The organism is Streptococcus sp. SV2, from assembly GCF_030440175.1.
Taxonomy (GTDB): domain Bacteria; phylum Bacillota; class Bacilli; order Lactobacillales; family Streptococcaceae; genus Streptococcus; species Streptococcus raffinosi.
Map to the genome: position 1 here is coordinate 22,462 of NZ_JAQFJQ010000016.1, position 19,584 is coordinate 42,045.

A 19,584-nucleotide genomic window follows, 5' to 3' on the forward strand; every position below is an offset into this window, starting at 1 on the left:
CAGTAAACAATAATGATATAAGGAGTGACCTATATGGGGTGGTGGAAAGAAAGTATTGATATTGTAAAGAAAAATGACCCAGCGGCTCGGACAAGTTTGGAGGTTCTTTTAACCTATCCTGGTCTAAAGGCTTTGGCAGCTCATCGTATCTCACATTTTCTCTGGCGCCACCATTGCCGACTTTTAGCTCGTATGCATAGTCAATTTTGGCGCTTCTGGACTCAAATCGAGATTCACCCAGGGGCTCAGATTGCTGAAGGTGTTTTCATTGACCATGGCTCAGGCCTTGTCATTGGTGAGACAGCTGTTGTGGAGAAGGGTGCTATGCTTTACCACGGTGTCACTTTAGGTGGTACTGGTAAAGATGTCGGAAAACGTCACCCAACCGTTCGTGAGGGTGCCTTGGTTTCAGCCCATGCTCAGGTCATAGGCCCTATCGAGATTGGAAAGAATTCTAAGGTCGGTGCGGCAGCTGTGGTTGTTGCGGATGTCCCAGAAGATGTTACAGTCGTTGGTGTTCCTGCTAAGGTTGTGCGTGTTCATGGTCAAAAGGACGAAGAAGTTATCCACGATATTGAAGAAGGTCGTGAATACTATAGCGAAAAACTAGATGACCTTCTAAAAGCAGCTAGCTTCCACTCATCACGGCTATAAGGAAAGGAAACGATGAAACTTTTTAGTTCAAAGGTGACTCGATTGACGGTCGTGGGCCCTCTTGCCCTTGTTTACATTGCTTTACATAGAGCAGACTATAGCATGGCAGCCTTGTGGTTTTGCATTGCTCTTTTATGGGGTGGTCTTGTTTTTAAGCAACGTCACAAGTAATACTTGAGTTATGAAAAATTTATTCAAAAACAATCCTTTTTTGGTCTTCTATATAGTTGGGAGTTTCCTTTCAGCTATATCTCTCTTGGCTCAAGGTCAGCTGGTTGCGGCTATATGGATTATCATTCTTGTGATACTCTTGTGTTTATACCTAAACCATATCAAGAATAAAAAATAGTTTCCAGTTAATTGAAAGGAATCTCTAGTGATTAAAATTTATGATACGATGACACGTTCGCTCCGTGATTTTGTACCTTTGACAGAAAATGTTGTCAATATGTATGTCTGCGGACCAACGGTTTACAATTATATTCATATCGGAAATGCCCGTTCAGCAGTAGCTTTTGATACTATTCGTCGTTATTTTGAGTATTGTGGCTACACAGTCAACTATATTTCTAACTTTACGGATGTAGATGATAAGATTATCAAGGCAGCCAATGAAGCTGGCATTTCAACTAAAGAATTGTCGGACAAGTTTATCGCGGCTTTTATGGAAGATACTGCACAGCTTGGCATTAAACCAGCGACACAAAATCCTCGTGTTATTAACTACATGGATGAAATCATTGCATTTGTGTCAACCTTGGTTGACAAAGGTTTTGCCTATGTCTCTGAAGGTGATGTTTACTTCCGAGTAGCTAAGTCAAACAACTATGCTAAATTAGCTAACAAGACTTTGGAAGATCTTGAAATTGGTGCAAGCGGACGTACGGATGCTGAAACAGAACGTAAGGAGAATCCTTTGGATTTCGCCCTTTGGAAAGCAGCCAAAGAAGGCGAAATTTCTTGGGATAGCCCTTGGGGACCTGGTCGCCCTGGTTGGCACATCGAATGTTCAGTGATGGCGACTGAAATTCTTGGGGATACTATTGATATCCACGGTGGTGGTGCAGATCTGGAATTTCCACACCATACCAATGAAATTGCCCAATCAGAAGCCAAGACTGGCAAGACCTTTGCTAATTACTGGATGCACAACGGTTTTGTCAATGTGGACAATGAGAAAATGTCAAAATCTTTGGGTAACTTTGTAACGGTTCATGACATGCTTAAGACAGTTGATGGTCAAGTGCTTCGCTTCTTCTTAGCGACACAACAGTACCGTAAGCCAATTAACTTCACCGAAAAAGCTATCCATGATGCTGAAGTCAATCTTAAGTATTTGAAAAACACCCACAGTCTTCCATTAACAGGTCAGGTGGACCAAGCTGAGTTACAAACTTATCTGGACGCTTTCCAGGAAGCTATGGATGATGACTTTAACACAGCAAACGGTGTAACTGTCCTGTTTGACATGGCTAAATGGATTAATTCAGGCCATTATGATCAAACGGTTAAAGATGCTTTTGAAAAAGTACTTCAAGTCTTTGGAATTGTTTTCAAAGAGGAAGTCCTTGATGAAGATATCGAAAAACTCATTGAAGAACGTCAAGCGGCGCGTGCTAACAAGGATTTTGCGACAGCGGACCGTATTCGCGATGAGTTGGCTGCTCAAGGTATCAAACTTCTTGATACCAAGGATGGTGTGAGGTGGACACGTGACTAAACACCTTGATGTCAATCTTATCAATGGTATTGCACTTGCCTTTGAGGGAGATGCTGTTTATTCCTTGTACATTCGTCGTCACCTGATTTTTCAAGGTCAGACCAAGCCAAATCAACTGCACCGTCTAGCTACACGCTATGTTTCGGCCAAAGCTCAGGCTAGTCTCATTGAAAAAATGCTAGATCAAGAAGTCTTGACTGAAAAAGAACTGGACATCTACAAACGAGGTCGTAATGCCCATAGTCACACCAAGGCTAAAAATACGGATGTTATTACTTATAAAATGTCAACAGGCTTCGAAGCCGTCATGGGCTATCTTCATATGACTGAAGACCTGACTCGCTTAGAAGAATTAATTACTTGGTGTATTGATCAAGTTGAAAGAGAAATCTAAAAAATTCTGCCATTGCAGGATTTTTTGCTTATCTTACAACTCCTATTAGTCGTAGCAAATAATAAAATCCTCAAAATCAAAATGATTTGAGAATCAAAGAAATTAAGCGGTTTGCCAATAAAAAATAAGATAAAACTGATATTTAGAAGGTCAAAAATGAGAAAATTAAGGAGGGTCTGACACGTGTAAAACCCTGATATTATAACGTTTTTTAATAAAACTAATTTGACAGAAAGTAAAAAAAAAGTCTATAATATTAATAAATAAAGCCATATAAAAAATGAGGAGGTGAATGGAAATAGCTAAGAAAAAAGTTTTATATACAACGTTTGCTGCTTTGATTTTATCTAGTTTTACGCTACAAACAGGTAAAGCAGATGAAGTTCAGGCAAGTCCTGACAAAGCTAATATAGATTATGTTAAGAGTGAGACTCCGGCTCCAGCTCCTCTTGCTCCGCAAGTTGATTTTTCAGCAGTGGAAGCAAAGGCAGAGCCAGCGAGTCAAGTAACTTCAGTAGTGACATCAACATCACTAATGGTCGTTTCTTCGAGTGAAACGGATGAGGGACTTCTTGAAGTGCACTCTCAAGTTGATATCGTAGAGACAAGAGTTTCTAAGGCTACACCTCATTCAGAAGGGGCTCAAGTACAAGCTTTTAGTGCAGGTAGTTCAACAGCGACATCTGAGCGAGGTGATGCAAAGCCGGCATCTGATTCTGAGCAAACCAAGCCAAACATTGTGCTTACTTATGATAAGTCTCGTGAGGCTACAGCGACAGCTGAATCTCAAGCGGTGACATCCATGTATAAAAGTGAAAGCACACTTTATACATCTGAACTTGCTGGGAATACACATGCTGTTGAAAAATCGGAATTTTCTTCCCTAAATTCTCATACGACATCTGTAAGTGCTACTAATTTTAGCCAAGCCGTTGCAACTTCCGAACTTGCTTCAGAAGCTGCAAGCACTGCCAGCTCTCTTGCGTCAACGAACGCAGAAGCAAGTCAGTCAAATAAAAATACAGAGGAGAGTCTGACTGTCCTCACAGTTGGATGGAAAGATTCAACATCAACTTCTGAAGTTTTTGAAACTTCTGTAGTGGTTTCAATGTTGCAGAGCGAGAGTTTGACTTATTCGTCAGAAGTAACCTTTACGGATGGGCTTATCTCAGAGATTCTAGCGACTCCAATCACCTCCGAAGTTTACACTGTAGTTCCTAAACGTGATAGTACCGGTTCTCTTCTTGAAGATCACCCAGCTGTTACAGGAAATACAGATATTCTCTATTTGGCACGTGGTGAAATCTTTAACGTCAACTTCGATGTTAACAAGATGGACGGTAAGAAGATTAAGGGTCTTAATCTTGTTCTTGATGGGAAACAAATTCACCATAGCTACTTTGTTGAAGGAACTTTGGATGAAGTAAATGCTGGTTTGAGTGCCTACCACTTGGCAGAGCAAACGACTGGTATCCATAAGATGACCTTTGAGTTGATCGATACAGATAATAATATCCATTATCTGACACAAACATTTAGCGTCTTCAATGATGGAGATCTGCCGGTGACTCCTGGTGGTTATCAAAGGACCCAGTACCCATCGACCACGACAACAATGACTATACCGGTAACCTATAATACTAGTGTAAACAACTATACTGAAGCAGCTAATCACATTCAGGCTACAGCAGTTAATGAGTTGGCTGAGACAACTAGAGCCTTGACACAGCAATTGGCAGATCAAATTGCTGAGGTTTTGAGTGGTTGGTCTTCAGCGATTTCTGGAAATAGTTCAACAAGCACAGGTTCAATTGATATCTTCCAAGCAGCAGGTAAAACCATTACTCAAGCTGCGAGAAAGATTGCAGAATCAATCTCAGATCCAGATACAATTGGTAAGCAAGCTTTGGCTGCTGCAACTGTTGTTCTTGTTCTTCTCGTGCTTTACCTAGCAGCAATTACGTTTATTTAATATGCTTTGCCCTCGTAAGAGGGCCTTTTTTATGATAGAATGGGCTTATGAAAACAACTAAAGAATCAAGTCTAGACATTGTTTATGGCGTGCACGCTGTAACAGAAAGTCTCGAGGCTAATACTGGTAATAAACTCTATATTCAAGATGATCTTCGAGGGAAAAATGTTGATGCTATCAAGGCTTTGGCAGCTGAAAAGAAGGTCTCTATTTCTTGGACACCTAAGAAAACCTTGTCTGATATGACAGGTGGAGCTGTCCATCAAGGTTTTGTTCTTCGTGTGTCGGAGTTTGCTTATTCTGAGCTCTCAGATATTATGGACAAGGTTGAGCAAGAGGAAAATCCTCTCATTCTTATTTTAGATGGACTCAACGATCCTCATAACTTTGGGTCCATCTTGCGTACGGCTGATGCTACTCAGGTAACAGGTGTTATTATTCCTAAGCACCGTGCTGTGGGGGTAACACCTGTCGTTGCCAAAACCTCAACAGGAGCAGTGGAGCATATTCCCATTGCTCGAGTGACTAATCTTAGTCAAACTCTTGATAAGCTTAAAGAAGCAGGCTTCTGGATATTTGGAACAGACATGGATGGTACACCATCTCATAAATGGAACACCGCTGGGAGACTTGCTCTGATTATCGGTAATGAAGGAAAAGGTATCTCTGCTAACATCAAAAAACAAGTAGATGAAATGATTACTATCCCTATGAGTGGCCATGTACAGAGCCTTAATGCTAGCGTGGCAGCTGCAGTACTCATGTATGAAGTTTATCGAAACCGATTGTAACGATGAAAAAAAGAATACTTTTGGTTGATGGTTATAACATGATTGCCTTTTGGCAAGAAACCCGTCAACTCTTTAAGACTAATCAGCTTGATGAAGCTCGTGAAACACTGCTTCGTAAACTTAATCATTATGCCAACTTTGAACATATTGATGTCATCTGTGTATTTGATGCTCAGTTCGTTCCAGGAGCCCGTCAGCGCTATGACCAATATCGTATCAGTGTTATTTTTACTGAGGAAGACGAGACAGCAGATAGCTACATTGAGCGAGCAGCAGCTGAGATGAATACCGTTCAACATCTAGTTGAGGTAGCAACCAGTGACCTAAATGAACAGTGGGCTATATTTTCTCAGGGGGCTTTACGTGTTTCAGCACGAGAGTTGGAAGAACGTGTCAATACCGTTAAATCGGACTTAGACAAGATGTCGGCACATATTGACTTAAAAACACCCAAGTTAGGTCCATGGGATGATACACAATTAGGTCAATTACAGGATCTTTTAAATGAAATAGAATAGAGGGACATATGACATTCAAAATTTTGACAGATTCAACAGCAGATTTAGATGAAAAATGGGCTCAGGAAAATGAGGTAGAACTCGTTGGTTTGACCATTACTCTGGATGATACTACCTATGAGACCGTAGGACCTAACCGTTTAACGAGTGACCGTCTCTTGGAACGTATGCAGGAAGGCAGTCAGCCGACTACTAGCCAAGTGAATGTTGGTCAATTTGAAGAGGTTTTTCGTCGTCACGCCAAAAATGGTGATGCCCTTCTTTATATTGCCTTTTCATCAGTGCTTTCAGGTACTTATCAAAGTGCTGTTATGGCGCGTGACATGATTTTGGATGAATACCCAGAAGCTGTCATTGAGATTGTAGATACTTTAGCGGCAGCAGGTGGGGAAGGTTATCTCTCTATCTTGGCGGCAGAGGCCCGTGACAAGGGTAAGAGTTTATCTGAAACCAAAGCCATGATTGAAGCTATTTTGCCACGATTACGCACTTACTTCTTGGTTGATGATCTCTACCATTTGATGCGTGGGGGGCGTCTTTCTAAGAGTTCAGCCATTATTGGTAGTTTGATTAATATCAAGCCTCTCCTTTGGTTAGATGCCTCAGGCAAGTTGGTTCCTTTGGCCAAGATTCGAGGACGTAAAAAAGCTATTAAGGAAATGTTTCTGCATGCTACTCAAGATATTGGTCATAGCACAGCAATTGTTGCTTATGCTAACGACATCGAAGCGGCAGAAAAGCTCAAAGAAGATTTGTTAGCAGTTGATGGCATTGAGCAAGTTCTTATTATGCCACTTGGTCCAGTCATCTCTACCCACGTCGGACCAGATACCTTGGCCGTCTTCACGATTGGTAAAGAAGCTAGATAGAAAAAGTGTCAGATAGGATTTCCTATCTGATTTTTTGTTTTCTAAAATGATATGTTAATAGCAAATAAAAATATAACTTATACAAAATGAATGATATATTTGACATTGTGTAAAATAATGATATAATGAATCTAGAAAATGGAGGAAACAAAATGAAAAAGTCAAAGAAAAAAGTAGCTAGCACGATGGATGAACGTGCTCGGTTAATCAGTGGAGAATCTGCTGCTGGAGGTTATTGGGTGGCCATGCTTGGTCTATTTGTAACGATTATGGTTGCTAGTAAGACACACTCCGTCGAATTAGTGCAGTCACTATTAATCATCACTTTCTTTGGTTCTATGTGCGTGGTTTTAGTCCACAGCGTATCACGTAATGGGCATCCATGGTTACTAGACAAAAAACTTGAGAAGAAGATGCTTATAATTTCCTGGGTAATGTGTTTTTTGGGAATTTTTATATTGCTAATGGGCCTCTTAAGTCTATTTCAGTCATTTAAGATAGGGAAGAATCTTATGAGTAGTGTAGCATTTTTGACATTGGGTTTGATCCTTATTTGTGACTGCTGGGTTATTATTAAAAGAATCAAGAAAAACCGTTTGGAAGAGCTAGAAGACGAAGAGTAGGTTTTTTAAATGAAAAATTTAAAATTAAAGTCAGCGCGTGTGGCAAAAGACCTCACTCAACAAGGCTTAGCAGATGCTATAGGGGTCTCTCGTCAGACCATCTCTGCTATTGAAAAGGGAGACTACAACCCGACTATAAATCTGTGCATTGCTATCTGTAAAACATTAGACAAAACTCTGGACCAGCTTTTTTGGGAATCTGAGGACTAGTTTGCATCCCTTAGAGGAGGGGGTGTTGAGGGCTAATTCTATTACCTACCTTATAAAACAGAGGCTAAAAAAATAAAAGAAAAACACCTCCAAATGACTTGCCTTGGACGTGTTTTTTTGATATTATGTTAAACGGTATTGTTTACCCCATTTGAAAGGCCCCGGAACCTTCCAAATACTTTTCGATGGGAAGGAACACCCATCACTCGTAAACAAAAATCGAACTATATATAGGAGAAATCATGAACAAAACAACATTTATGGCTAAACCAGGCCAAGTTGAACGTAAATGGTATGTCGTTGACGCAACTGATGTGCCACTTGGACGTCTTTCTGCAGTAGTTGCTAGCGTACTTCGCGGAAAAAACAAACCAACTTTCACACCACACACTGATACAGGTGATTTCGTAATTGTTATCAATGCTGAAAAAGTTAAATTGACTGGTAAAAAAGCAACTGATAAGATCTACTACACTCACTCAATGTATCCAGGTGGATTGAAACAAATCTCAGCAGGTGAACTTCGTTCTAAAAACGCTGTTCGTTTGATTGAAAAATCAGTTAAAGGTATGCTTCCACACAACACTCTTGGACGCGCACAAGGTATGAAATTGAAAGTCTTCGTTGGCGGTGAGCACACTCACGCTGCACAACAACCAGAAGTACTTGATATCTCAGGACTTATCTAATTCTAAGAGGAAAGGAGCACTAATATAATGGCACAAGCACAATATGCAGGTACAGGACGCCGTAAAAACGCTGTTGCACGCGTACGTTTGGTTCCAGGTACTGGTAAAATCACTGTTAACAAAAAAGATGTAGAAGAATACATCCCACACGCAGACCTTCGTCTCGTTATCAACCAACCTTTCGCAGTTACTTCAACTGAAGGTTCATACGACGTACACGTTAACGTTGTAGGTGGTGGATACGCTGGTCAATCAGGTGCGATCCGTCACGGTATCGCTCGTGCACTTCTTCAAGTAGACCCAGACTTCCGCGATTCATTGAAACGCGCTGGACTTCTTACTCGTGATGCACGTATGGTTGAACGTAAGAAACCAGGTCTTAAGAAAGCTCGTAAAGCTAGCCAGTTCTCAAAACGTTAAGAAACGGCTACAATACAGCATTTATCAACACTTCATGGTTCACACCATGGGGTGTTTTTTGATGTTTTTTTGGCAAAATTCACACCACTTTTCACACCAAATTCACACCATTACTTTTTAAGGTTACGGTAGGCAATTTCACCAACAGCCATTGGTATGACATTTGAAGTGTTGACATAGGTCTTAGTTGTGAGAGTATCGCTATGCGTTAGAGCTTCTGAAATGTCCTCTAGTGATGTGCCAAATTGTTTGGCAAGAGTTGCACCCGTATGACGTAATTTATGAGGTGTAGCGTGTGTTAGTTCCTTATGACGGCGTTCGACTGACTTCATCTTATTATTAAGATAATCAGCGTGTAAGGGACTATTAACATTTCCTTTTGTATCAATATAAGTAAAAACATACTGTTCATCAGATTGGATAATATTGAATTTTGCCAATTCCAATTTTTGTTGTTTTTTCCAAGCACAGAGTAAATCAGTTAGTTCAATAGGAATATGGAAAGTTGTCCTTTTATTTCCCTTAGTTGATTTTGGATTTTTATACTTGTCCAAGGCTTTCACTAACTGAATTTCTTGTTTCTTTAGGTTAATGTGTTTCCATTGCAAAGCGTAACTTTCGGATTTCCTATCTCCTAAGAAAAAAGTTGTATAGAATAACACATAATCTTTGAATAGGAGCTTGTCGTTTTCTAAATCTTCTTCAAAAGCGGTGAACCATGCTTGAAGTTCTGATTGTGACAGATATAAATCTTCATCATTTTTACTCTCTTGTAGTTTAATTTTTTTAGTTGCCTTAATACGGCTAATTGTTTTAGAGAGACGATTAGTTTCGATATATTCCAATTCCTCAGCCCAATCAAAAATAGAATTAACGTAACTTCTAATGACTTTGAAGTTTGCATATTCTTCTGCCTTTTGTGTCAAAAGGTTCAAGATAACCTGTTTATTTTGATTGAGAAAATCAATGGAATAATTACCAAGCAAGGGTAGGATATGTTTTCTAAAGACAATTTCGGTACCGTCAATAGTAGCTTGTGAAGGTGGTTTTGTGGTAGATGTTGTTTGACCTGCTTTATAGGATTCCCACCAAACATTGTGATAAAAATCGGAAAAGAGGATTGAGCCATTTGTTTCCAATTTGGTTGATTCTCCGCTTAAAATTTTATCAATCTTGTTTTGTAATTCAAGTTCGTATTTTTTAGCCTCACTCCTTAATTTGAAACGTTTTTCAATCACTTTTTTATTAATTCCCAATGAGGATTTGACTTCTTCTGGGACATAGATACGTAAGCGATAAGTTCCGTTTTTAGTTTTTGTAATTGACATAGTATTCTCCTTTTTTGAATTGAGCTAGAAAAATACCGTGGCTTCATTATATCAGGCCACGGTTAGAATGCTACTGATTTTGTAACCAGTGATTAAGTTCGGCTCTATCAAATCGGACAGTTTTTCCAACTCGAATAACTGGTAACCCCTTTTTTATCCAAGAATCAAGCGTATTATTGGCAATTCCTAGATACTTACAAGTTTGTTGTTTGTTCAAGAAGGGACTTTCAATGTTGTTACTATCCAATTTATTTTTTATTTCGTTTTCTATAAGCTGGCTAATTAACAGTTGTAGCTGATGAATTTGTTCGTCTGGTAAAATCACTTGCATAGTCTTTTTTGTCCTTTCATGATATAATGTTAGCGATTATTATTTCTAAGGCGATTTGTTTACGGCAAGTCGTCTTTTTGTATGCCCCAAGTGTTGGAGCTCTGGTGTTCACGGACATATTGTTCAATCTCCTTTTCATCGCTGTTAGTAAATTTCGATAATCCCAACTTTAAGAGGTCTTGGAGAAATTGGTCTGCTCTTTCAAGTGTGGTTGCCTCATATTTAGCCACATAGAGTTTGGCTAAAGTCTTTGAGACCTGTTTTTCCGTCCATTGTTCTGACTGTCTAAGCGTTGGCTTGGTACGTTCAATACTCAAGCGAGTTTTGGTTTCCGTCTGGAGGTAATCAAGCCACCATTTGACCGGCTGTCTTCTGCGCTTATTGGTGTCCTTGTCATTAGGTCTGACAAAGCGGTAGTGTCCGTTGATAGCTTCAAAGTAAATGGCTGTCAAAGGTTTTTTAAGGTATATTTGTTGAGCAATGATATTAGCTTTGCCTTGCCAACAACGTAGCTCTGCTCTGACCCAAGAATGGGTCTCATCAGTGACTTTACCTTTTCCTTTTTGTTCCATGAGTTTGTTATAAACACACCATTGTTGACTTCCTCGTGCGCCTATGGTGACCGTCTCACCAACTCGTTCGCCCGTTTCAAGAATTGAACGCTCGTGATAGTCCATATATTGTGCTCTCGTGATACACAAGCCCCGTTTACAATAGGCATAGAGGGTTTGAACGGATAATGCTTTATCGTAGATGTCATTAGCTATATCTATTCGGGTAAAGTTGACCTGATAGCGGTACAGGCGTGTGACCAGAGCTACCCAGTTATTAACGTTACCTGCCATAAATTCCTCATATTGACGACAACCTTTTCCTTTAAGTTCCAGATAGACCCCCATGTTATCTAAGACTTGGTTAAAGTAAACCTTGATGTCTGAACAAGCATAATGGCGTTGATACTTGTTTATTCCCCAAGCATTAAGCGCAAACTTATCTTGGGGAATGAGCAGTATTTCTTCCAAAACTTCCTCTGGTGGAACATCTTTAACAGTGACAGCGAAGTAGTCAATCCTCACGCTGTTGTCCATGTTTAATTACCAAAGATTTTAAGGTCGTTTGCCACTAGTTTTACGCCAGACCAGTTACTACGAGTCATGTTCCACATGAGACGGACTTGAGGATTGACGAGTTCAACGGTCTTATCAAGCAACCCGTCATTTTCTGCTAGTTTTGTGATTTTGTCGAGGTTGTCATGAATTTCAAGCGTAATCGCTTTGAGTTCCTCAATGGCAATGTTCATTTCTTTTAACACTTTGATTTTATCCGCATCTTGAACGCTACAAACTAGTTTGGATGGTTCGTCTGTTCGGACTTGTTCGCCATTTACTTCTTGATACTTATAACTCATACGAGCAGAAAGTACCACTACTTTTTTAGGAAGCATGAATTGACTTTTATCAAGGTTCAATTCGCCAAGTTTAAGTGTTGTGTCAGTTAGTGTTAAGTTTGTCATCGTATACTCCTTTGTGTTTTTTAAAGTAGTTATCTTTTCTAAACGTACGCAGAATTAGCTTTGAACCCTACTCTCCCAAGGGATTTCAGCGAAAACTTCAACTGATTGGCTTTAACCCCAGACGTCTCAAGGAGTTAGCCCTACTTTCGTGTACGTTCGTACCCCCTATTAGTAGTGGGGCACTTATTTTAGTGGCAAGTCTCGCCCGTTTCGAGCCCCTACCGCCTTGTGGGCTACCGTGTTGACCACTCGCCCACGGCGTTGGTGCTGTACCGTGCTCACTTGCCAAAGAGTGTTCGCTTCTTAGGGTGTTCTAAGACCTCTATGCGCTTTTCCAGTGCGGTTTGGCGCAAGGTTAGAACTTGATTATCTCTGGTTAGTCTCTCAACCTGATTGTTCAGTTGAGACACTTGAACAGATAGTCCCTGTACTTGTTTAGTCAAAGGAACAGGTGAGGCACGGGTTAGCGGATAGACTTTGAGAATGGCTTTCTCTAGTCCCAGACTGCCTTTTAAATGGGCGACCTGTTGCAACTGCTCAATGTCACTATCAGTAAAGAGGGTAACCTTACTGTAAGAACGTTTGCCTGTTCGTACTCGGCTTTCTTCAAAGGCATGTCCTGTTAAGCGTTCAATCTTTAAGCGCCATTTCTTTAAGGTTGAGACGGAGTTCAAACCATTAACCAATTTAACCGTTTGGGGATAATCGTAAAAGTGTGTCATTTTAGCCTCCTTCCATTTACTCTCAAGGTAAAATATTATATAATCAAGAGGTAAATAATTATTTTACCTATCGATTATTTTCATTATACAAAACATATTTTTACTAGTCAACTAAAAAGTAAAAACAAATTTTACCTAAATAGAAAGTGTGAAATCCAATGCCAGCTTTATATAACTATGCCAATGTCTTACGAGCGGGGGAGCTTGATATTAAATCTGCCCGGTTAAAAGCAGGAATGACCCAAAAAGAATTGGGAAAACTTCTGGGTGTGACCAAACAAACAATTATTAACTATGAAAAAGGCACTACCGAACCAAGTTGGGAGCGCCTAGAAGATATTGCGAAAGCCTTAAAAATAGATGTTGACGAACTCTTTCCTTATAGTGAGCTTGGTGAAAAGAAAGGGGATTTAAAGTGGGCAGAACATCTAGAACGTTTAGCCAACGATTGGCATTATGCTCGCACAGCGGAGGAAGAATTACTCTTACAAAGTCTTTTGGACTATGCAGAATTTCAAAAAGAAGTGGAGCAGAAGACCTACACCACAGAACAGCTTAATCAAGCATTGGAACTGGAAAACACTAACACCATGTCTGATGAAGATAAAATAGGGCTTATCACTCTTAAATATGAAAAGGACATTCAGAAAAAAACTGATAATCTGATTGCACTCTACAAAGACCAATCAGAAAAAGAGCTTGATGTTATTCGATTTGAAAATACAGATTTATAAAAGGGCTAATTCTGAAATAATTTATAGAATCTTAAATTAGAATTTATAATACATCGTCTAATCAGACAAAAATATTTTAAGCAAGCAAAAATCCTAGAAATGTTGATTTTATAGGATTTATTTGAGTCGTCTTACTTAACTCCACGACTGCTTATCATTTTAAATGACTGAAAAATGCCCATTTCTATAACAACAGCAGTATAATTGTTAATCGGAAGTAAGTCCAATTTTTCAAAGTAATTTCGAATAGTTTCAGCGGTACATTCTTCAAATGGAAATTCATTGCTATGAGGGAGAATGTATTTGTCCCATAGACCGAGACCAGTATAATCTTTGAGTTCAGTTGCAACATTAGGGTTGTCAAGTAAAGAGCTATACTCAATGTTTTTAGACGTAATAATAGCACCAGCATATTCCTCTATATAAATCATTTCTTCTGTTATCCTTTGTTTGACGATTTTGATTAATCCCTTCTTTTTTAGTTCCTTTCGGATAAATGTGGTGTTTATCTGAGTCTAACATAGATGGCTTTTTGTATCTAACTTAATTTTATAAATTGGGCATACAAAAAGCCCCGCAATATCTGAATGAGATCCACCCACTACTGAAATTATAGAGTCAGAAAAAAATATTCTTAGCAACAAGAAGAATTTTGACTAGTAATGAGCCAAATTAGTTAAATATGGTAGCTTAAATGAAGATTAGTAATTTTTAATAAATTGTTGACAAATTCTTAAGTAATGATAAAATATAGGAAAGCAAAAGTTAATCCGATTAACTTTTATTTTTGGACTCAAGTTAATCCGATTAACTTAAACTTTTGCTTTTAACCTTAAATTAAATAGATCTATCTAAGGAGGAAGTTATTATGTACGAGCCAATTGCTATCATTGGATACGGAGTTCTATATCCACCAAATTCAGATAATGTACAAAACTTTTGGAAAAACATTAAGAACGGAGTTCAAGGGATTAGAGAAGTAACTAACGAAGTTTGGAATGTGAATGATTATTATAATGAAGATGAAAATGTTCCTGATAAAACTTACTGCAAAAATAGTGCATATCTTGATAATACGGGTTCATTAATGGATTATATTTCCAAGTTCAATTTAGATGATGGAAAAATATTGTCTTTGAATAGAACTAAAAAAATGGTTTTGTACACTATTTTACAAGCAATCGATGAAGCTAATCTTAATATAAATGAATTAAGAGATTCATCATTAATTATAGGGAATATGCTCGGCGATTTAGATATAAGTGATTACATGTTATATAAATTTGGAAAGAATTATTTAAATGAAGTCGAGAAAAGTTCTTTAGTTCAAAGGGGAAGTCTAGAAAAAATAACAGATAAATTTGGTAGTAGACTGTATGAAGAATTAGATTTAGAAGATAGAAATATAGATGGTATGTTTCCTAGTAGCCTTGTTACAGATATCACTGATTTTCTTGGAATTAATCAACTCTCTTTTGTAGTTGATGGTGCTTGTTCAGGAAGTTTAATAGCGATAGATGAGGCGATTAAATTATTACATAATAAAGTTTCTAAGTTTGCTATAGTAACAGGCGCCTTAGGAAACATGGGTGTAACAGGAAATGTAGCCTTTTCTAAAATTGGTGGATTGTCTCATTCTAAATCGAAGCCTTTGGACAAAGAGAATGATGGGCTTACACCGGGTGAAGGAGCAGGTACAATAATTATTAAAAGAATTTCTGAAGCAATTAAAGATAATAACAAAATACTTGGTATTATAAGTGGTAGCGGAGTCTCCAGTGATGGTAGTGGACAATCTATCTATGCCCCAAGTACTTCTGGCCAATATTTGGCAATGAAGAAGTCTTTAAACAGAGCAAACTTAACTATCAATGATATTGACTATGTAGAAATGCATGCCACAGGTACTCCAGTTGGAGATGATGTTGAGTTAGAGTCAATAGTTAAATTATGTGTTGAAGAAAATCTGAAACATAAAATAAAAATTGGATCTTTGAAGTCACAAATCGGACATTCATTTTCTGCTGCTGGAATGGCTAACTTGATTAAAGTGTTGAAGGGAATGGAAAATAATCAATATCCACCAACCTATAATTTTACAGAGCTATCAGATAAATCAAAAAATATTGTAAAAGATTATCTAGAAGTTAATGTAAAAAATACACCATGGGAACGGAGAAATTCAGGACCTAGGCGTGCATTAATTAACGCATTTGGATTTGGTGGTATCAATGGAAATATTCTTGTTGAGGAGTATCTTCCAAGTTTTCATAATAAACAAGCTTTTGATTTTCATAGTAATAATGGAAATAGTGACTTTTCAATTGTTGGAATTGGAGTTTTTGATGAAAATAAGAAAACGTTAAAAGATATACTTAATAAAACGGAACATGATCAACCATTCCAATTTCCGTTTATTAAGTATAAAATCCCACCTAAGATTCTGAATAAAATTGACTATGCTCAACAAATATCATTAATTGCTGCTACTGAGGCAATTGGTAATAAATTGGATGGTAGTGATAAGAGTAGGGTGGGAGTATATGTAGGTTCCACAATGGGGCTTACAAATGCTTACCATTCTGATATTAGAATCAGAAGTGTGGAATATACTAAAATCCTAAAAGATATATTAGATAAAGAAAATATTACTATATCTAATTCAGAATTGAATGAGATTGAGTCTAATTTTAAAGGTAAATTTGAGTCTATTGAGGAAGATAGCTTACCAGGCTTTATGGACAATATTGTAGCAAGTAGAGTATCGAATTATCATAATATTCAAGGTACTAATGCTGTTTATGATCATGGAATGGACTCGTTTTCAGTTGCCTTAAACCAAGGAATTCTTAGCTTGCAGAATGGAGAAAACGACATCATAATCGTAGGTGCTGTTAATGGTAACGTAATGGATGAATATGTTGAAGTATTTCGAAATTACAGCAAGTCTCTATCTTTTGAAACAGAGATAAAATCGGGTGCCTGCTTTTACGTTGTTAAACGAAGTGAGGATGTTAATGAGGATGATACTGTTTTAGGAACGTTTTCAAAAAGTGCTAACACCAAATTTTCAATTAAAGCTAAGAGTTATGATTATTTAGGAGCTAGTGAAGCGTTTGAATTACTAAATCGTCTTCAAAATAATTGTGAAAAATTATTTGACGAAAAAGTTGATACTGAAGAGTCTAAACTTTTAAAGTTGAATTTAACATATCAATTATTAAAAACAATTGATGTTAATTCAATGTCATGCGATAACCCAGTCGGATTAACTTTTGAAGAATCTGACTTATCCATCATATATAATGATGTTGAAGATTTAAAAAAGAAACTAAAATTAGCTAAGAAGGTGTTGTTGAATGAGTAATAAAATGATTAAAAATACAGAATTTGAAAAAGAAATTGAACAAATGACAAAGCAAATAATTCAAGGGCAAGAGTCTGGAAATTATGTGTTTGAACCTAATTTTTCATCTGCTCAAAGGGGGACTTCTACAATTGATGATAGAAAAGTAGTAATGCTGACATCTAACAACTATCTGGATTTAGCTACTCATCCAGCTATTATTGAGGCAGCTCAGAATGCATTAATTCAATACGGAACAGGAACATGTGGTGCAAGATTACACAATGGTACGACAGATTTGCATACAAAGCTAGAGAAAGCTTGTGCCGATTTTTTTGGAACTGAGGCGGCTGTAATTTTGAGTGCTGGATATTTAGCAAATTTAGCTGCTATTTCAGCAATTGCTGATGAGGATACAGTAATAATTACTGACCAATATAATCATATGAGTATAGTGGATGGAATGAGTTTATCAAATGCACAGCTAAGAATTTTTAAACATAATGATATGGATAAACTTGAGTATATATTAGAAAATAGTAAAAATTTCAAGAAGAAACTTATTATTGTAGAAGGTGTTTATTCCATGGAAGGAGATATGGCACCATTAGAGAGGATAACTGATTTAGCAGAAAAATATAATGCTAGTATTCTAGTTGATGAAGCTCATTCTTTTGGATTTGTTGGTGAAAAAGGACAGGGGGTTGCTGAATTAAAAGGAGTAGGAGAGAAAATACATTTGAGAATGACCACTTTCAGTAAGTCTCTAGCTAATGTTGGTGGTTGTATTGCAACGGATAAAAAAACAGCACTATATATAAAGCATAAGGCTCATCAGTACATTTTTAATGCCAGTATGCCCCCTTCCACAGTTGCTGGTACTCTAGAAGCATTAAAGGTTATGCAACAGGAAACATGGAGACGAGATAAATTATGGGAAAACACTTTACGCTTTAGAAGAGGAATTAAAAAGATGGGGTTAGATACTATGGGAAGTACTTCTCCAGTTGTTCCAATATATGTTGGTGATGATGAAATTAATATGTTAATCACTAAAGATTTATTGTCCGAGGGAGTATATATTGCAACTGCTGTTTTTCCATCAGTACCGCATAATGAAAGTAGATTACGTGCGACAATAACTGCTTCTTTGAGTAATGAAGAAATTGATTTTGCTCTAGGTAAAATTGAAGATATTTTTAAAAAGTATAATTTAATAAATTAGAGGAATAGTATGAAAAATAGAATAAGATTTAATCAAGTGAATCTCTTAGAAAACAATGGAATTTATATAAAAAAATCTAATGATGGTAAAACTGCGATAATCTTTCCAGGACACGGATCACAATACGTAAATATGCTATCTGATCTGAGGGGTAGAAATAAAATTGTTGATGAAACACTTGCAGAAGCAGAGAATTATTATAAGGGTATTACTGGTGATTCGTTTCTAGAACATTTAATGACATCAGATATTAATACTGTATCCGAAATTATGCAACCTGCAATTATCATAGCGAATGAAGTGTTCTTTAGGATTGCAATTCAAGAATTTAAAGTAAAACCTCACATTTTGTTGGGGCATAGCCTTGGAGAAATATCAGCCTTATTAGCTTCAGGTGTCATTAGTTTTAAAGATGCTATAAAAATTTCGTATAGTAGAGCGAAAAGTTTAGAATATTTAGACACTTCTTCTCAAGGGTTAATGCTTTCACTTAAATTAAATAATAATAAAGACGAAGTATTAATTAATACGTATCTTGAAAATCACAATAACTTAGAGCTAGCAATTGTGAATTCAAAATTTCAAAAAGTTGTTTCAGGAGCTAAAGAATCAATATTGCGACTGGAAAAATATTGTCAAAAAGTTGACATTGTTGCAAAAATTTTACCAGTTCCATACCCGTTTCATTCCAAATTATTACGGCCAATTAAGCATCAATATGAGAAAGTTATTAAAGATATTGAGTTTAATTTACCAAAGATTCCAGTTTATTCAACTATTTTAACACGTCTATATGAGGATAGAGATATTGCTAATCTGGTTGAAATTTTAGGTGAACAGCTTATTACACCATTTAATTTCAGAGAAATTATTGAAGTTCTATACAACACTTATAATGTTAAGTTGTACTTAGAGTGTGGTGCTAATCAAATTATGACAAATTTAATTAATGAGATTTTATCTGATAAAGAACATTGTAGTATTAATATGAATTCCAAGAAAGAAAATGATATTGTCGCCTTGGAAAAATCAAAATTGAGGTTAGATATGATTAAGACAGAAGTGAATACTAAAAAAGTTACAAAAGTAATTAATAAACTCACAGGCTATCCAATTGAGCTTATAGATAAAATTATTCAATCAGGGAACTCAATAGAGGATTATGGTTTGGAATTTGCTTTACCAAAACAGATGCAGGAGAAAATTGTTCAAGAATTTAATGAGAGCACTGGTACTGGCTCTACTTATTCAACATTTAATTCACTTATACTGGAGCAAAAATCACATGATGGTGAGCCAAATAATGATTTAGTAGAAGTAAATACAGATACGACAACAGATGAACCATTAAGTAAGGTGGAGATTAGTAAAGTTGTTAAAAGTTTTATTACTGATAAAACAGGCTATCCAGAAGAGCTACTTGAGGATGAAGCCGATTTAGAGGCAGATTTGGGTATTGACTCGGTTAAGCAATCGGAAATTATGGCTAAGGTAAGAACTGAGTTTAAACTTAGTGATATCGTAG

22 protein-coding genes are annotated in these 19,584 nt (G+C 37.2%); 16 read left to right on the forward strand and 6 right to left on the reverse strand.

Annotation, left to right across the window (positions count from 1 at the left end):
- Window positions 1-33: 33 nt before the first annotated feature.
- From cysE to rpsI, 12 genes are all read left to right on the forward strand, one after another.
- On the forward strand, window positions 34-654 hold the full coding sequence (gene cysE, locus PCY14_RS08165) for a serine O-acetyltransferase (protein WP_060933702.1): 621 nt from the start codon (window positions 34-36) through the stop codon (window positions 652-654).
- A gap of 12 nt (window positions 655-666) precedes the next feature.
- A complete protein-coding gene (locus PCY14_RS08170) occupies window positions 667-825 on the forward strand; it encodes a hypothetical protein (RefSeq protein ID WP_171968053.1) in 159 nt (52 codons plus the stop codon).
- Window positions 826-1,030: 205 nt separating this feature from the next.
- Window positions 1,031-2,374 (forward strand): cysteine--tRNA ligase, encoded by a 1,344-nt coding sequence (cysS, locus tag PCY14_RS08175; protein WP_301363394.1) that lies wholly within the window; start codon window positions 1,031-1,033, stop codon window positions 2,372-2,374.
- The gene (locus PCY14_RS08180; RefSeq protein ID WP_021144836.1) at window positions 2,367-2,768 is read left to right on the forward strand and encodes a Mini-ribonuclease 3; all 402 of its coding nucleotides are present in this window, start codon (window positions 2,367-2,369) and stop codon (window positions 2,766-2,768) included. Before cysS ends, PCY14_RS08180 begins: the two co-directional genes overlap by 8 nt.
- A gap of 292 nt (window positions 2,769-3,060) precedes the next feature.
- Entirely contained in the window at window positions 3,061-4,740 is a 1,680-nt protein-coding gene (locus tag PCY14_RS08185) for a hypothetical protein (RefSeq protein WP_164376604.1), read from the forward strand.
- A gap of 47 nt (window positions 4,741-4,787) precedes the next feature.
- A complete protein-coding gene (gene rlmB, locus PCY14_RS08190; protein ID WP_008536241.1) occupies window positions 4,788-5,531 on the forward strand; it encodes a 23S rRNA (guanosine(2251)-2'-O)-methyltransferase RlmB in 744 nt (247 codons plus the stop codon).
- Window positions 5,532-5,533: 2 nt separating this feature from the next.
- The gene (locus tag PCY14_RS08195; protein ID WP_021151339.1) at window positions 5,534-6,049 is read left to right on the forward strand and encodes an NYN domain-containing protein; all 516 of its coding nucleotides are present in this window, start codon (window positions 5,534-5,536) and stop codon (window positions 6,047-6,049) included.
- An 8-nt stretch (window positions 6,050-6,057) separates the two neighbouring features.
- Window positions 6,058-6,918, forward strand: a complete 861-nt coding sequence (locus tag PCY14_RS08200; RefSeq protein WP_164376603.1) for a DegV family protein — start codon at window positions 6,058-6,060, stop codon at window positions 6,916-6,918.
- Between the two features lie 152 nt (window positions 6,919-7,070).
- Window positions 7,071-7,541: a hypothetical protein gene (locus tag PCY14_RS08205; RefSeq protein WP_042771677.1), complete on the forward strand. Its 471-nt coding sequence runs from the start codon at window positions 7,071-7,073 to the stop codon at window positions 7,539-7,541.
- A gap of 9 nt (window positions 7,542-7,550) precedes the next feature.
- Window positions 7,551-7,751, forward strand: coding sequence for a helix-turn-helix transcriptional regulator (locus tag PCY14_RS08210; protein ID WP_008536245.1), 201 nt, complete (start codon window positions 7,551-7,553; stop codon window positions 7,749-7,751).
- 242 nt (window positions 7,752-7,993) lie between these two features.
- Window positions 7,994-8,440 (forward strand): 50S ribosomal protein L13, encoded by a 447-nt coding sequence (gene rplM, locus PCY14_RS08215; RefSeq protein WP_002886374.1) that lies wholly within the window; start codon window positions 7,994-7,996, stop codon window positions 8,438-8,440.
- A 27-nt stretch (window positions 8,441-8,467) separates the two neighbouring features.
- The gene (gene rpsI, locus PCY14_RS08220) at window positions 8,468-8,860 is read left to right on the forward strand and encodes a 30S ribosomal protein S9 (RefSeq protein WP_002888293.1); all 393 of its coding nucleotides are present in this window, start codon (window positions 8,468-8,470) and stop codon (window positions 8,858-8,860) included.
- A 110-nt stretch (window positions 8,861-8,970) separates the two neighbouring features.
- Here rpsI and PCY14_RS08225 read toward each other — a convergent pair whose 3' ends face one another.
- From PCY14_RS08225 to PCY14_RS08245, 5 genes are all read right to left on the reverse strand, one after another.
- Window positions 8,971-10,188 carry a tyrosine-type recombinase/integrase gene (locus tag PCY14_RS08225; RefSeq protein ID WP_048790648.1) on the reverse strand — a complete coding sequence of 406 codons (1,218 nt, stop codon included), beginning with the start codon at window positions 10,186-10,188 and terminating at the stop codon, window positions 8,971-8,973.
- A 70-nt stretch (window positions 10,189-10,258) separates the two neighbouring features.
- Entirely contained in the window at window positions 10,259-10,519 is a 261-nt protein-coding gene (locus PCY14_RS08230; RefSeq protein WP_037612701.1) for a helix-turn-helix domain-containing protein, read from the reverse strand.
- A gap of 59 nt (window positions 10,520-10,578) precedes the next feature.
- On the reverse strand, window positions 10,579-11,607 hold the full coding sequence (locus PCY14_RS08235; protein WP_048790647.1) for a replication initiation factor domain-containing protein: 1,029 nt from the start codon (window positions 11,605-11,607) through the stop codon (window positions 10,579-10,581).
- 2 nt (window positions 11,608-11,609) lie between these two features.
- Window positions 11,610-12,032 carry a hypothetical protein gene (locus tag PCY14_RS08240; protein WP_002888288.1) on the reverse strand — a complete coding sequence of 141 codons (423 nt, stop codon included), beginning with the start codon at window positions 12,030-12,032 and terminating at the stop codon, window positions 11,610-11,612.
- Between the two features lie 278 nt (window positions 12,033-12,310).
- Window positions 12,311-12,754, reverse strand: a complete 444-nt coding sequence (locus tag PCY14_RS08245; RefSeq protein WP_143920673.1) for a hypothetical protein — start codon at window positions 12,752-12,754, stop codon at window positions 12,311-12,313.
- Between the two features lie 158 nt (window positions 12,755-12,912).
- On the opposite strand from PCY14_RS08245, the gene PCY14_RS08250 reads away from it, so the two are divergent.
- Window positions 12,913-13,488: a helix-turn-helix transcriptional regulator gene (locus PCY14_RS08250; protein ID WP_155213656.1), complete on the forward strand. Its 576-nt coding sequence runs from the start codon at window positions 12,913-12,915 to the stop codon at window positions 13,486-13,488.
- Window positions 13,489-13,619: 131 nt separating this feature from the next.
- Here the strand turns inward: PCY14_RS08250 and PCY14_RS08255 are convergent, their stop codons facing one another.
- The gene (locus PCY14_RS08255) at window positions 13,620-13,997 is read right to left on the reverse strand and encodes a Type 1 glutamine amidotransferase-like domain-containing protein (RefSeq protein WP_227070930.1); all 378 of its coding nucleotides are present in this window, start codon (window positions 13,995-13,997) and stop codon (window positions 13,620-13,622) included.
- A 359-nt stretch (window positions 13,998-14,356) separates the two neighbouring features.
- Between PCY14_RS08255 and PCY14_RS08260 the strand changes: the two genes are divergently transcribed.
- The 3 genes from PCY14_RS08260 to PCY14_RS08270 all read left to right on the forward strand — a co-directional run.
- Window positions 14,357-16,855 (forward strand): beta-ketoacyl synthase N-terminal-like domain-containing protein, encoded by a 2,499-nt coding sequence (locus PCY14_RS08260; protein ID WP_048790644.1) that lies wholly within the window; start codon window positions 14,357-14,359, stop codon window positions 16,853-16,855.
- On the forward strand, window positions 16,848-18,059 hold the full coding sequence (locus tag PCY14_RS08265) for a pyridoxal phosphate-dependent aminotransferase family protein (RefSeq protein WP_152902827.1): 1,212 nt from the start codon (window positions 16,848-16,850) through the stop codon (window positions 18,057-18,059). Before PCY14_RS08260 ends, PCY14_RS08265 begins: the two co-directional genes overlap by 8 nt.
- A 9-nt stretch (window positions 18,060-18,068) precedes the next feature.
- A partial coding sequence (locus PCY14_RS08270) for an ACP S-malonyltransferase (RefSeq protein ID WP_301363398.1) occupies window positions 18,069-19,584 on the forward strand: 1,516 nt, incomplete at its 3' end.